The following is a 12,656-nucleotide window of genomic DNA, read 5'->3' on the forward strand; positions in this document are numbered from 1 at the left end:
TCCCCTATTCGATGCCCTCGAGAAGCTCTGACACCGTCATGCCGAGTGCGGGCGCGATCTTAAATAGAACCTTGAGCGTGAAATTTGCCGTCCCATCTTCGATTCGATCGAGGTAGGGTCGGCTGATTCCTGTCGCCACACAAAAATCAACCTTGGAGATACCAAGGTCCCTGCGTGTCTCTTCGACCCGCCTGCCAAGAATCTGTTTCGCACGTTCGTCCATGCAGCCGAGTTTGAAATGGAGCCGAACATAAACGTAAACTATAGTTTACGTTTTGCCGAATACACAGGAGTTTTCTATGTCGGGTTCTTCGGTCCGCATGTACCGAGCCACGCTTCGCACAAACAGCGCACCGCCCAAGCTCGTCGTCGTTGAAGCAGAAGCCCTTTCGCCCGATGAGCGCACGGCATTTGCATTGCTATCAAGTCGCGTCGCCGCCATTCTGGTCCCTTGCCCGGCGCAAGGTGAACTTGCCATCCAATGCCAAGCGCACAGCTGCTCGCTCAATCAGGCTGCCGTGATCGCAACCAGCCAACGCGGTCTGCCCCTTCTCCTGGAAGCCGGTATCGCACTCGCCCTTCGCGGCGCCGGATACGAAAACGAGGCCGCCGCCGACATGGTCTTTAAACCACGATCGAGCGGCGGCCTCGCAGCAGCCATTGAATATGCGTGCAGGCTCGTTGCCTAAAAGGACAAGCTAGAAACCAAAGCCAAAGCCCGTTCCAGTAATCGCCGAGTACATAAAGTAAACGTTGATCACGTTGAGGAACACACCCGTGATGCAACCGTTGCGCAGGTAGCGCTCGCACACGATGCGCGCCATGGCGGCGGAGTCATCATTATTTTTTGCCTGGCGTCCCGCCGTAAAGTACGTCGCCACGCTCAGCAGCAGATTGAGTACCGGCAGCGCCAACAGCTCGTAGCTCTTGCCCCAGCGCGTCACCTCGCCGGCGGCGTTAAACTTCGTTGCCACCTCGGGGCCAATGTTGGGGATAACACACGCTGCAACCACCAGCGGGATCACCGCAAGTACGAGCAGCGCAATACCCATGTACCCAGCTTTTTTGCCGTATTTAAACATATGCGTCGCCCTTACACGTTAAAGCGGAAGTGCACGACGTCGCCATCGGCCATGACATAGTCCTTGCCCTCAATACGCAGCTTGCCGGCGGCCTTGGCGCCCTGCTCGCCGCCGAGCTCGATGTAGTCGTCGTAGCCAATGACCTCGGCCTTAATAAAGCCGCGCTCAAAGTCGGTATGGATAACACCGGCGGCCTGCGGAGCGGTCGCGCCCTGACGAACCGTCCAGGCCTTGACCTCCATCTCGCCGGCCGTAAAGAACGACTGCAGACCGAGCAGCTTATAGGCCGCCTGCGCGAGCACGTCCAGACCGGGCTGTTCCAGGCCCAGGCTTTCCAGGTAGTCGGCGGCGTCCTCGGGATCGAGCTCGGAAAGCTCGGCCTCGATCTTGGCGCAGATCGGCAGCGGCTTGACGCCGTCGATGGGCGCCAGATCGTCGTTGAGCATATCCTCGTCCACGTTGGCCACATACAGGATGGGCTTCATGGTGAGCAGGAACAGCCCCTTGGCGGCGGCACGCTCCTCGTCGGTCATCTCCATGGATGCGGCGCGCTTGCCCTCGTTGAGCCAGGCAAGCAGGCGCTTGGCAACCTCGAACTTGGGCATGAGCTCCTTGTCGCGCTTGGCCTCCTTCTCGAGCTTAGGCAGCTGCTTCTCGAGCGTGCCCATGTCGGCCAGGATGAGCTCGGTCATGATGGTGTCGGCATCGCCGGCGGGATCGACGAACTCGCCCGTGCGGCCCACCTCACGCATGACGTTGGGGTCCTTAAAGTAGCGCACGACCTCGCAGATGGCGTCGGTCTCGCGAATGTTGGCCAGGAACTGGTTGCCCAGGCCCTCGCCCTCGTTAGCGCCCTTCACCAGACCTGCGATGTCGACGAACTCGACCGTCGCCGGCACAATGCGACCCGGGTTAACGATGTCGGCAAGCTTTTGCAAGCGGCTATCGGGCACGTCGACGATACCCACGTTGGGGTCGATCGTGGCAAACGGGTAGTTGGCGGCAAGGCCGGTCTTTTTGGTAAGCGCGGTGAACAGCGTCGACTTGCCCACGTTGGGCAGGCCCACGATACCGATGGAAAGGGACACGACAGCTCCTTTTGGTACAGGTACTTCAAACCGTATAAGTATAGCGCCGCCGCAGCATCCGGGCGAATCCGGACACCGCGGCGGCGCAAATGAAGCAGAGATAGAGCTCGCTGACTAGTCCGCGAGCTTCTCCACCTGGTCGAGCATCTTGTCCAGCTTGGCCTTTGCCTCGGCCTTGACCTTCTGGGCCTCTTCGTGGGCCTTGGCCTTCTGAGCGGCCTTTTCCTCGGCCTCGGGGTCGACAACGACCAGATTGGACGCATCGTGCTCGACCAGCTTGAGCGCATGCTCGGGGCACACCTTGACGCAGGCTCCGCAACCTAGGCAATACGTGGACTCCAGTGCAAAGCGACCGCTTCCCACCAAATCGCAGGCAAACGTGGGGCACACGTTGACGCACTCGCCGCATGACGTGCACTTGTCAAAATCGCATTCCGGTGTGCTCACCTGCATATTCTGGGCAAGCTCGGGGTGGTTCTGCAGCGTCGAGAGCACCAGCTGCCGCCCGTGCGTGAGCGAACGGCGACGCTTGGTCGTCGTGGTGCCGCACATGGTGTTGAGCGTACGCTCGAGCTGGGTAATCTGATGGCGATGAGCCTTGAGCTTTTGCGTCACCGAGGCCAGCGCCGCCGTCGCCGGATTGAGCTTGGTCACCGTTAGGCCCGTGGTGCGGGCAATCTTTTCCATGTACTCCTTGCGCTCGTACTCGCGGCGCTTATGGCACTTGAGGCTCTTGGGGTCGACCTCTAGGCCCATACCCGTGCCAGACCACTCTTCGGCCTTCGCAATCGCCTCGCCAAGAATGTCCTCACCGCCGGTGTTGCGGCATTTATCGCACACGCCCAACGGCAGGTACACACTCACGTTGGGATAGTCGGCCAGTACCGAGAACCAGGTCTCCGCCGTAATATCGCCCACGCAGGCAACGACGACTTCGTTTTCGCGCGGCATGCGCTTAAGGGCACGCGTGCAGGTAACGTAGGCGGTCTCGTGGCTCGTAGCCGCCGAGACAATGTCGTCGTAGACGTTTTTGGGTGCAAGGCGCGGAGAGATGATCGCCTCCGTCGGGCAAGTAGCGGCGCACAGGCCGCACTTGCGACAGGAGTCGAGGATCTCGATGGAGTCTTCCTCGACCTCGATAGCGTTGACCGGGCACACGTCCATGCACGCGGTGCAGCCGCTCTTTTCGTTTTTGCAGGTCAAGCACGGAATGGTGTTGCCGCGCGGGCGCTCCTTGTAGTCGGCAGGATTCCACTGCGGCGCCGATGGATCGAGTGCATCGGTCACGCCGCCAAGCGGGTTTTTAAGAAAGTCGAAACCCTTGCTGATCTCGATAATGTCATCAAACAGATCGTGTTCCTGCGCCATGCGCGGCCCCTCCCTGAGCAGTGCAAACAAGCAAGAGATAATGATACGCTATCGGCCCACGCCTCGGGCAAATTACACGCGGAGCATCTTTGCGGCAAATAGCCCATGGCCTATCGCCGCCTCGATTGCACAAGGTCAATCAAGTGCCAAGCTATGCCTCGCACATGAGCTGCACGAGCTTTTGTCTGGTCACCTTGGCCTGCTCGTTGGCCATATTGCGCTCGTTTCTAAAGACCGCATCCGCAACGCTCATCAGGTCGGTATCGGAAATCTCGCCAAGTCCCAGCTCCGCGAGCGTCGTCGGTAGACCAACGCGCTGGCAAAACTCGAGCACCTGATCAAGCTCGGGCGCACGCTCCAGGCGCAGCTGCACCACCAGGCCAAATGCCACGGCCTCACCATGCATGGCCTTGCACTCGGGCAGAATCGTCAGGCCGTTGGCTATGGCATGGGCAAGCGCTAAGCCACCACTCTCAAAGCCAACACCCGAGAGCAGAATATTGCACTCGATCAGGCGCTCAACCGCTGGCGATGTACGGCCCTTTTTGAGATCGCGCTTGGCAGCGACGCCGCACTCCATGAGTGTGTCATAGCAGGCACGAGCCGCAACCAAGGCCAAGTGTCCCGGCGCGCCACCGTGCTCGTTGGCGCCGTGCGCCGCGGCGCACGAACGCGCCTCGAAATACGTTGCCAGCGCATCGCCCATACCAGCGACCGTCATACGCAGCGGGGCCGCCGCGACCACGTTGGTATCGACCACGACCAAGTCTGGATTCTTCTCGAGCATCAGGTAGCGGTCGAACGACCCATCCTCGTGATACAGCACCGAAATCGCGCTGCACGGACCGTCCATCGACGCCGCCGTGGGACATACACACAACGGCAACTCGGCATAAAACGCAACGGCCTTGGCGATATCGAGCATCTTGCCGCCGCCAATGCCCACCACCATGTCGCAATACTCGGCCCGGGCTTCCTTGGCCATTTCGACAACGGCATCTTCCGTACACGGACCGTTGTAAATCTTAAAGAACGGCTCGCTTAGATCTTCATCCAGAAATCCATCGACGATCTGCCTGCACAGCCGATCCTCGGTGCCCTGGTCAAACAAGACATAGGCAGCGCAGCCCAACCATGACAAATACCTGCCCTGGCGCGAAAGCTCCCCCGGTCCCTGAACATACCGACCGGGGCCGCCATAAACCATAGGAAGCGCCATACGAGAATCCACCCTTCATCAAACAACGATGGGTGCAAAGTACCCTGACCCCTTTGCACCATAGCAAAAAGGGGCAAAGCCATCTGTTGGCTTTGCCCCTTCCTTAGCTTGATTTACTCATCCATGAGATAGTAGTGGCCCAGTGCGTCGGCACCCAGGATGGCGTTTGCGACCATCTCGGGCGTCACCTCAAACGGCATATTGCACATGGTGTCCTCGGGCGCGCACGCGGCCTCGGCAACAATCATGGCCTGCTCGCGCGTAAGCTCGGCAACGCCAAGTTCCTTCATCGTGACCGGCAGGCCCAGCTCAATGCAGAAGCCCAAGACTTCCTCGAGCTTCTCGGTCGGGGCATCCTCGAGTACCAGCTGGACGATAGTGCCGAAGGCGACCTTCTCGCCGTGATACATGCTGTGGCACTCGGGCAGCATCGTCAGGCCATTGTGGATGGCATGAGCGGCAGCAAGGCCCGAGCTCTCAAAGCCAATGCCCGAAAGCAGCGTATTGGCCTCGATGATGTGCTCGACGGCAGGCGTGAGCGCACCCTTCTCCAGCGCAACCTTGGCCTTGACGCCATCGGCCATAAGCGTCTCGTAGCAGAGCTTGGCGAGCGCCAGACCAGCCATGCTGCCCTTGCCGCCAGCGCAGGTGCCGCCGTCGGCATCGTGCGTCGCCTGGGCCTCGAAGTAGGTTGCGAGCGCATCGCCCATACCGGAAACCGTCAGGCGCACCGGGCTCGCCGCGATAACCGTCGTATCCATCAGGACGATATTGGGGTTTGCCTTAAGGAAGAGGTACTTATCGAACTGGCCGTCATCGGTGTAAAGCACCGAAAGCGCCGAGCACGGTGCATCGGTCGAGGCAATGGTGGGGCAAATGATAACCGGGGACTCCAGGTAATAGGCGACGGCCTTCGCGGTGTCGAGGATCTTGCCGCCACCGACGCCGACGATGATGTCGCAACCGTTGTCGCGAGCGAGCGCAACCAGGCGATCGACCTCGCCCTTGGAGCACTCGCCGTTAAAGTCCTCAAACAGCAGCTCGGCCTTGGCCTCGGCAAAGCCGCCCTCGATCTTGGCACCGACGCGCTTCTTGCCCGAAGGCGTCACGATGACGAGGGCCTTAGCGCCGAGCGGCTCGACATAGGAGCCGAGCTTGGCGAGCTCGTCCGGACCCTGGATGTACTTGCTGGGGCTATTGAAAATTGCAGCCATAACTATCCCATTCTCTAAAAGAAAAAAGAAAGGGGCTCCGTACAGATACGTGCGGAGCCCCTCGTTACGATAACAAGAGTCGATTAGAAATCGATGTCGGTGTCGTAGTAGCAGGCCTTGAGGATCTTCTCGAAGTCGGCAGCCTTGGTCTCACGCGGGTTCTCGGGCGTGCAAGCGTCCTGCTCGGCGTTCGCGGCGATCTCGGGCAGCTTGGCGAGGAACTCCTCCTCGGAAACCATCTGCGGGTTCTCGGCGTCGACCTTCACGCCACCATTCGCGTAATCCTTGATGGACTGCGGAATGTTGAGCTGGTCGTTGAGGTCGCGAATCTTCTGGACGAGTGCAGCGATGAGCTCCTCGTTGGTCTCGCCGGGAAGGTGCAGGATCTCCTTGGCCACGTAAGCGTAACGCTCGGCAGCACGGGGATCCTTGGAGTTCCACTGGATGACCTTGCCCAGGTACATGGCGTTAGCAGCACCGTGGATGATGTGGCCGTTCTCGAAGGCAGCACCGGTCTTGTGAGCCATGGAGTGAACGATGCCGAGCAGGCCCGAGGAGAAGGCGATACCGGCGATGCACTGAGCCTCGTGCATGTGCTGACGGGCCTCATGGTCGCCAGCATAGGACTTGGGCAGCCACTCGACGATCTCGCGGATGCCGTGCAGAGCGTTGGCATCGGTGAACATAGAGGCGCAGGTGGAAACGTAGGCCTCCATGCAGTGGGTCAGAGCGTCCATGCCGGTGTGAGCGCACAGCTTGGCGGGCATGGTGTAGGTGAGCTCGGGGTCGACGATGGCGACATCAGGGGTGATGTTGAAGTCGGCCAGCGGGTACTTGATGCCCTTGGCGTAGTCGGTGATGACGGAGAAGGCAGTGACCTCGGTAGCGGTACCGGAGGTAGAGGAGATGGCGCAGAAGTGAGCCTTCTGACGCAGCTCGGGGAAGCTGAACGGCTGGATGATGTTATCGAAGGACTCCTCGGGATACTCGTAGAAGACCCACATGGCCTTAGCGGCATCGATGGGCGAGCCGCCGCCGATGGCGATAATCCAGTCGGGCTCGAACTCGCGCATGGCCTCGGCGCCCTTCATGACCGTCTCGATGGACGGATCGGACTCGACGCCCTCGAACAGCTTGACCTCGAAGCCGCCCTCTTTGAGGTCGGCCTCGACGTCCTGCAGGAACCCGCCGCGACGCATAGAGCTGCCGCCAGAAACGATGATGGCCTTCTTGCCCTTGAGGTTCTTCACCTCGTGGCGAGCGCCCTCACCAAAGTACAGATCGCGAGGATTGGTAAAACGTCCCATACTGTGCCTCCTAAACAAGCCCCTCTTAGACTTGCGTATATAACGGAGCACCCAATTGGCTCCGTTAGGACCGGTTTGCGCGTTGCCGGCGATGGCAATGCGCGATGTCTAAACGTCTCAACGCTCAGACAAACACTATTTTACCGTTCTGGTTGGTCAGTTATTCACCTAAAGCCGCCAATGATGAAACGTTTTTTCTATCCCTGAAGACCCTTGTGCGGCATTCATACTCCCAAGCTGGGCAAACGTTTTATCAAGGTTGACTACATATCCCGGGCAGGACCGTGCCCCTCCAAAATATGCACCGTTCGCCGCCAAAAATCGACCGTTTGCGGCACCGTGATACCACTCGGTCGTCCAAGGTGCCGACATTTGTGCGACATCCGTCTTCGTGGTGCAAAGGTGCAAGTCCAAGTGCGGCACCCCCGGTGTGCCACATGCGGGTAAACTAGAACCTTATATAGAAACATTTGAACCCTAACCGCAGCAAAGGAGGCCCCATGGCATTCGATCCCATTCAAGAGGATTGCCATCGCCTCGTTCTTGAGGCCTTGCGCCGCGACAATATCCCGCTCACCGACGCTGCCGCCGTAGAGCGTCTGATGGAACAATTCACCCGCAACCCCGCACCGCTCATCGTGCACGACCGCGACCGCGCCGGGCATCTGATTGCCAAGGTGGTCGAGGCTGTCGACTACCGCATTCCCTTTATCCCCGACGATACCCAGGCAGAGCAAGAAGAAGCCGCAGCCGAGAACATGCTCCGCGAGGCAGCCGCACTCGACCCGGCCAACTGGGATGCCCAGCGCATGCTGACGGCGCTCACCGCCGAATCCAACGAGGAATACGTGCAGTATCTGGTGTCCAAGTGCGACGAGGTGGAGCATGACCTGGCGCTCAAAATCGCCTCGGCGCAGGACCCCTACGAGCGTGAGGCCGCAGGCGACCTTACGCGCCGCCCCTATCTGCGCTGGCTTGCCGCCCTTGCGTCACGCGCGCTCATTAGCGGCCGCTATCGCATGTCGCTCGAAGCCGCAAACCGCAGCCTCGACTTTGCGCCCAACGACCCCGCTGGTGTCCGCCACACCGCGATGCTCGCCATGGCAAAGCTCGAATACCCCGCCGAGGAGCTCAAGCGCTTTCGCTCTGCCCACTCCGTCCCCTATCTCGCCAACACGCCGCTGCGCCGTCGTCCCAAGGATGCGGAGCGCGACTTGGACCCGTGGACGCTCATCGCGCTGATGAGCGCTGCCTGGCGCGAGCTGGACTACGAGGGCGCCGAGCGCTATTTGCGCATCCTTGCGCGCTCGTGTCCGCACGCAGCCGAGGCACTCTACTTCCAAACCGAGTTTCCCGATGGCGTCTATGCCCGCGTCAACGTGGGTGCGGGCTCCACCGACGAACTTGTCCTTGCGCTGTCCGAGGCGACGCCGGTACTGCAGGAGGGCCTGGGCGCCCCCGACAACGCCAGTTTTGCCGCCTGGGTCGCCACCAACGATATCGTGCGTTCCCAGATCGACGAGCGCATCCTGCGCGCAGCCGAGCAGGGACTTCCATTTAAGGGAGGGGACCTCTAATGGATCCGAGCGTCTACATCCCCGCCTACCTGGAGCGCACCTATCTGGCGTCGCACCCCGAGCTCACCGATGCAGCACGCGAGCTTGTCCATAACGACATTAGCGCGAATCCTCAAAAGTATGCGCAGTCCGAGCATGCCCAAGCGCTGCTGTCCTATGCCGGTGTTCATCGCCACCTGCTCGACGAGCTCCATCGCATCGAGGACATGGGCAGCGACGAGGAGTTTGAGCAGACGCGCAACCGCCTGTTCGACGATATGCGTGATGAACTGCTCAAGATCGTCCGCGTCGATGCGCATGTCCTCGATGCCCAGCTGCTCGCCATCATCCTGGCCGACACGCCCGTTGACGCCTGCCTGGGCGACCTGATGAAGCTCGAGGCGACCACGGCCGATTACCTGCAGCAAAGCGTGCCCGGGTTCGACATGGAAGCCCCGCACTACTGGGCCAATAATGTTTTGGCCGACGGTGTCACTGCAGCAGACCTTACCGTGAGCGAGCCGGCTCTTATCGGGTGGCTTCATACACTCGAGGCCATCTCGCAGCTATGTATGGCGAGCGCTCGCTACCGTGCTGCCGCCAACTACGCCCGCCGCGTCCTTAAAGCAGAAGGCTATCCCACCCGAGCCGCAGGCACCGTGTTGCTCGCCCTCGCTCGTCTGGAAGACGAGGACGGCTTTTTTGCCCTAGCCCACCAACTCGAGGAAGAGATCGGGGCTGACGCGCTCGAGAACTCTCCTTGGTATCTGCTCGCCCGCACAATCCTATTGTTCAAAACGAACAAGATGCGCCCGGCGACACGCGCGCTGCGTGAGTTTGCCAACCGTTGCGAGGGCGGTGCGTTCTTCTTACTGAACCCCATGTACCAGACACCGTACCTTCCCTGCCGACCCGAGCCGCGCGACCCCTGGGACCTCTCGCACCAGGCCGTTTGGGAAGCGGACGGCATTATCTCGGACACCCCCGACTTTGCCCCCTGGGCCAATGCCTGCGAAGACGTGTCGCAGCTTGCCCAGGAATTTGCGCGCCGCTACGGTTTCTAGCGGTGCGATTCCCCCCGACTATGTCATCTACGTTAGGAACGGCTTCATGAATCTCCGCTCATCTCTCGCCTGCACCTCGAGCGATATCGCCCGCTGGGGGCTGCGCTCTGTCCTTAAGCGCCAGGGCGGCGTACTCCCCGGCCGTATCGCCATGAAGATCGACCCCGAGCTGCTAAGCAACCTCGCGAGCCTGGTCGACCGCAGTGTGGTGATTACCGGCACCAACGGCAAGACCACCACCTCCAACCTCATCGCCGACGCCGTTGCTGCCAGCGGTGCTACCGTGGTATGCAACCGCGCCGGCAACAATATGGAGCCTGGTGTGGTAGGTGCTCTGCTCGAGGCCCGCGGCGGCCTTAAGCACGCTGACAGCGGCAAGCGCGTGGGCGTTTTTGAATGCGATGAGCTCTACACCGTGCGCGTTCTGCCCAAGCTCAAGCCGACGTACTTTGTGCTGCTCAACCTGTTCCGCGACCAGCTGGATCGCTATGGCGAGATCGATCACACCCAGGAGGTCATCGCCCATGCGTTGGAGCTCTCGCCGACAACAACGCTTATCTACAACGCCGACGACCCGCTGTGCGCCTCGATTGCCGCGCGCGTTCCCAACGCGAGTATTGCCTTTGGCATCGACGGCGCCACCAACACCGAGTCCGACCGTATTAGCGACTCACGTTTTTGCTCACAGTGCAACGCGCCGCTGGAGTATGACTACGTGCAATACGGCCAGCTCGGCGCCTACCATTGCCCCTCGTGCGGCTGGGCCCGCCCTGCGCTTGTCCGTCGCGTGACGGGCGTGGAGCTCGGCTGCGACGGCTACGGCTTTGACCTGGTCTTTGGATCTGCGCCCGACGCGGCTGCCGTACACATCGCCACACGCTACAACGGCCTGTACATGGTCTATAACGTTGCCGCCGCCTTCTTTGCCGCGCACGAGTTGGGCGTGGGAACGGCGCTTCTACAGCCTACGCTCGATGCCTATGTGCCCGCCGGCGGACGCATGGGCCGCTGGGATATCGCCGGCCGCACCGTCGAGGCCAACCTGGCTAAGAATCCCGTGGGCTTCGATCGCCAGATCCAGTCCATTAAGACGGCGGGCGGCAGGCTCTGCGCTTTCTTCCTCAACGACAACGATGCCGACGGCCACGATGTATCGTGGATCTACGACGTCGACTTTGAGCGCATCGCCGACACGCCGGGTCTTGTCGCCTTTGCCGGAGGCACGCGCGCGCACGACATGCAGGTACGCCTCAAGTACGCCGGCATCGATGCCGCGATTATCTCGGACGTCGCGCAGGCAATTGGCGCCGTTGCGGATGAAGCCGCAGGCGACACTTTCTATGCCGTCGCCAACTACACGGCCTTCCCGCCGCTGGTCAAAGAACTCGACGGGCTGAAAGGCGCCACCGCCGACGCTGTTGCCGGGCGCGCCGTAGCCCGTGCCGACGGCAGCGCTGTCCCCACGGATATTGCGCCGGTCGAGCTTTCGCGCCCGCTGCGCATCGTCTACCTGTATCCCGATGCCCTTAACCTCTACGGCGACGGCGGCAACGTTATCGCGCTCGAGCGCCGTTGCGCCTGGCGCGGCATTCCCGTGCGCGTGGACGAGGTCCGTATGGGCGAGTCACTCGATCTCACCGATGCCGATATCGTCATGATGGGTGGCGGCTCCGACCGCGACCAGCTAGCCGTGGCACACGAGCTGCTCGCCCAAAAAGACAAGGTCGCGGCCTATGTTGAGGACGGCGGCACACTGCTTGCCATCTGTGGCAGCTATCAGCTGCTCGGCCGTTCGTACTACATGGGCGATGATCGCATTGAGGGCCTGGGCGTCATTGCCGCCGAAACCGTACGTGGCTCCGATCGCCTGATCGGCAACGTAGCCGTCAAAACCGATCTGGCACCTGAGCCCTTTGTGGGATTCGAGAACCACGGTGGCCGCACGCTTTTGGACGCCGAGGCCACGCCGCTCGGAACGTCCGTCGTCACGGGCACCGGCAACAACGGCGACGATGGCTTTGAGGGTCTCATCTACAAGGGCGTCATCGGCACGTACCTACACGGACCGGCACTGCCCAAGAACCCCGAACTCGCCGACTGGCTGATCGCGCACGCCCTCGAGCGCCGCGGCGATGCGCAGGCCACGGCCCTGCTGCCGCTCAAAACCCTCGACGACACCTACGAGCACGCCGCCCACGACGCCGCCATGAAGCTCCTCCCCTAACGCCCCAACCACCACAAAGGGGACAGGCACCTTTGTGGTGGTTTTTCAGTTTGCCAACGATATGTGAACGGCTAAAAAAGTCTGCTATACTCTTTCCCGCTGTCCCCATCGTCTAGCGGCCAAGGACGCCACCCTTTCAAGGTGGATATCGCGGGTTCGAATCCCGCTGGGGGCACCATTTGAGATGTGAAGCCCGTTACCAATTCGGTAGCGGGCTTTTTGCTACCGATATGCCGGGATTCGAACCCGGCAGGGTGCGGAGCCCGGCATCATCGCAAGGCCCGTGGGCAAAAAATGGCAAATATGAGTACTGCTACCATTTTAGTTACAGCGATTTCATGCCATCAGAAGGCGATTTAGACGCCAGGGGTCCTACGGCGGGGTCGCGCGCGCAGACGTGGTGTAAGAGTGTCCTGAGGTCCGTCGCTGCAAGTCCCGATGTTACTCCTTCTTGAGACCGCGCTTCTCGACTATCTCGTCCACTATCTCCCTGGCGCGCCGCCCGAGCGCGCGGCGCCTCCCCTCTGTCGGGGC

The 12,656-nt window shown here is 61.0% G+C and carries 11 protein-coding genes and 1 tRNA gene; 5 read left to right on the forward strand and 7 right to left on the reverse strand.

Annotation, left to right across the window (positions count from 1 at the left end):
• Nucleotides 1-4 precede the first annotated feature (4 nt).
• Nucleotides 5-223 (reverse strand): helix-turn-helix domain-containing protein, encoded by a 219-nt coding sequence (locus ABHR75_RS05850; protein WP_035136926.1) that lies wholly within the window; start codon nt 221-223, stop codon nt 5-7.
• 76 nt (nt 224-299) lie between these two features.
• On the opposite strand from ABHR75_RS05850, the gene ABHR75_RS05855 reads away from it, so the two are divergent.
• Nucleotides 300-689, forward strand: coding sequence for a hypothetical protein (locus ABHR75_RS05855; RefSeq protein ID WP_138111664.1), 390 nt, complete (start codon nt 300-302; stop codon nt 687-689).
• 9 nt (nt 690-698) lie between these two features.
• Here ABHR75_RS05855 and ABHR75_RS05860 read toward each other — a convergent pair whose 3' ends face one another.
• From ABHR75_RS05860 to ABHR75_RS05885, 6 genes are all read right to left on the reverse strand, one after another.
• On the reverse strand, nt 699-1,082 hold the full coding sequence (locus ABHR75_RS05860) for a DUF1648 domain-containing protein (protein WP_089572786.1): 384 nt from the start codon (nt 1,080-1,082) through the stop codon (nt 699-701).
• Between the two features lie 11 nt (nt 1,083-1,093).
• The gene (gene ychF / locus ABHR75_RS05865; protein ID WP_035136922.1) at nt 1,094-2,170 is read right to left on the reverse strand and encodes a redox-regulated ATPase YchF; all 1,077 of its coding nucleotides are present in this window, start codon (nt 2,168-2,170) and stop codon (nt 1,094-1,096) included.
• 114 nt (nt 2,171-2,284) lie between these two features.
• Complete coding sequence (locus ABHR75_RS05870; protein WP_195568502.1) at nt 2,285-3,538, reverse strand: 4Fe-4S binding protein; 1,254 nt, start codon at nt 3,536-3,538, stop codon at nt 2,285-2,287.
• A gap of 151 nt (nt 3,539-3,689) precedes the next feature.
• Entirely contained in the window at nt 3,690-4,757 is a 1,068-nt protein-coding gene (locus ABHR75_RS05875) for a glycerol dehydrogenase (RefSeq protein ID WP_195568500.1), read from the reverse strand.
• A gap of 113 nt (nt 4,758-4,870) precedes the next feature.
• Complete coding sequence (locus tag ABHR75_RS05880) at nt 4,871-5,971, reverse strand: glycerol dehydrogenase (protein WP_138111652.1); 1,101 nt, start codon at nt 5,969-5,971, stop codon at nt 4,871-4,873.
• 83 nt (nt 5,972-6,054) lie between these two features.
• Nucleotides 6,055-7,278 carry an iron-containing alcohol dehydrogenase gene (locus tag ABHR75_RS05885; protein ID WP_035136916.1) on the reverse strand — a complete coding sequence of 408 codons (1,224 nt, stop codon included), beginning with the start codon at nt 7,276-7,278 and terminating at the stop codon, nt 6,055-6,057.
• A gap of 500 nt (nt 7,279-7,778) precedes the next feature.
• Here ABHR75_RS05885 and ABHR75_RS05890 point away from each other — a divergent pair, with 500 nt between their 5' ends.
• From ABHR75_RS05890 to ABHR75_RS05905, 4 genes are all read left to right on the forward strand, one after another.
• On the forward strand, nt 7,779-8,855 hold the full coding sequence (locus tag ABHR75_RS05890) for a tetratricopeptide repeat protein (protein ID WP_346963855.1): 1,077 nt from the start codon (nt 7,779-7,781) through the stop codon (nt 8,853-8,855).
• Nucleotides 8,855-9,898: a hypothetical protein gene (locus tag ABHR75_RS05895; protein ID WP_346963856.1), complete on the forward strand. Its 1,044-nt coding sequence runs from the start codon at nt 8,855-8,857 to the stop codon at nt 9,896-9,898. The genes ABHR75_RS05890 and ABHR75_RS05895 overlap by 1 nt, the downstream gene beginning before the upstream one ends.
• 46 nt (nt 9,899-9,944) lie before the next feature.
• Nucleotides 9,945-12,122: a MurT ligase domain-containing protein gene (locus ABHR75_RS05900; protein ID WP_346963857.1), complete on the forward strand. Its 2,178-nt coding sequence runs from the start codon at nt 9,945-9,947 to the stop codon at nt 12,120-12,122.
• A gap of 101 nt (nt 12,123-12,223) precedes the next feature.
• Nucleotides 12,224-12,300, forward strand: a tRNA-Glu gene (locus ABHR75_RS05905).
• The last annotated feature ends 356 nt before the right edge of the window (nt 12,301-12,656 follow it).

It is taken from the genome of Collinsella aerofaciens (genome assembly GCF_039752955.1).
In the GTDB taxonomy this organism is placed as follows: Bacteria; Actinomycetota; Coriobacteriia; order Coriobacteriales; family Coriobacteriaceae; genus Collinsella; species Collinsella aerofaciens_BI.

Coding starts and splice junctions, on each gene's coding strand:
- ABHR75_RS05850 (WP_035136926.1), bottom strand. CDS start 223: ATGGACGAACGTGCGAAACAGATTCTTGGCAGGCGGGTCGAAGAGACA.
- ABHR75_RS05855 (WP_138111664.1), top strand. CDS start 300: ATGTCGGGTTCTTCGGTCCGCATGTACCGAGCCACGCTTCGCACAAAC.
- ABHR75_RS05860 (WP_089572786.1), bottom strand. CDS start 1,082: ATGTTTAAATACGGCAAAAAAGCTGGGTACATGGGTATTGCGCTGCTC.
- ABHR75_RS05870 (WP_195568502.1), bottom strand. CDS start 3,538: ATGGCGCAGGAACACGATCTGTTTGATGACATTATCGAGATCAGCAAG.
- ABHR75_RS05875 (WP_195568500.1), bottom strand. CDS start 4,757: ATGGCGCTTCCTATGGTTTATGGCGGCCCCGGTCGGTATGTTCAGGGA.
- ABHR75_RS05880 (WP_138111652.1), bottom strand. CDS start 5,971: ATGGCTGCAATTTTCAATAGCCCCAGCAAGTACATCCAGGGTCCGGAC.
- ABHR75_RS05885 (WP_035136916.1), bottom strand. CDS start 7,278: ATGGGACGTTTTACCAATCCTCGCGATCTGTACTTTGGTGAGGGCGCT.
- ABHR75_RS05890 (WP_346963855.1), top strand. CDS start 7,779: ATGGCATTCGATCCCATTCAAGAGGATTGCCATCGCCTCGTTCTTGAG.
- ABHR75_RS05895 (WP_346963856.1), top strand. CDS start 8,855: ATGGATCCGAGCGTCTACATCCCCGCCTACCTGGAGCGCACCTATCTG.
- ABHR75_RS05900 (WP_346963857.1), top strand. CDS start 9,945: ATGAATCTCCGCTCATCTCTCGCCTGCACCTCGAGCGATATCGCCCGC.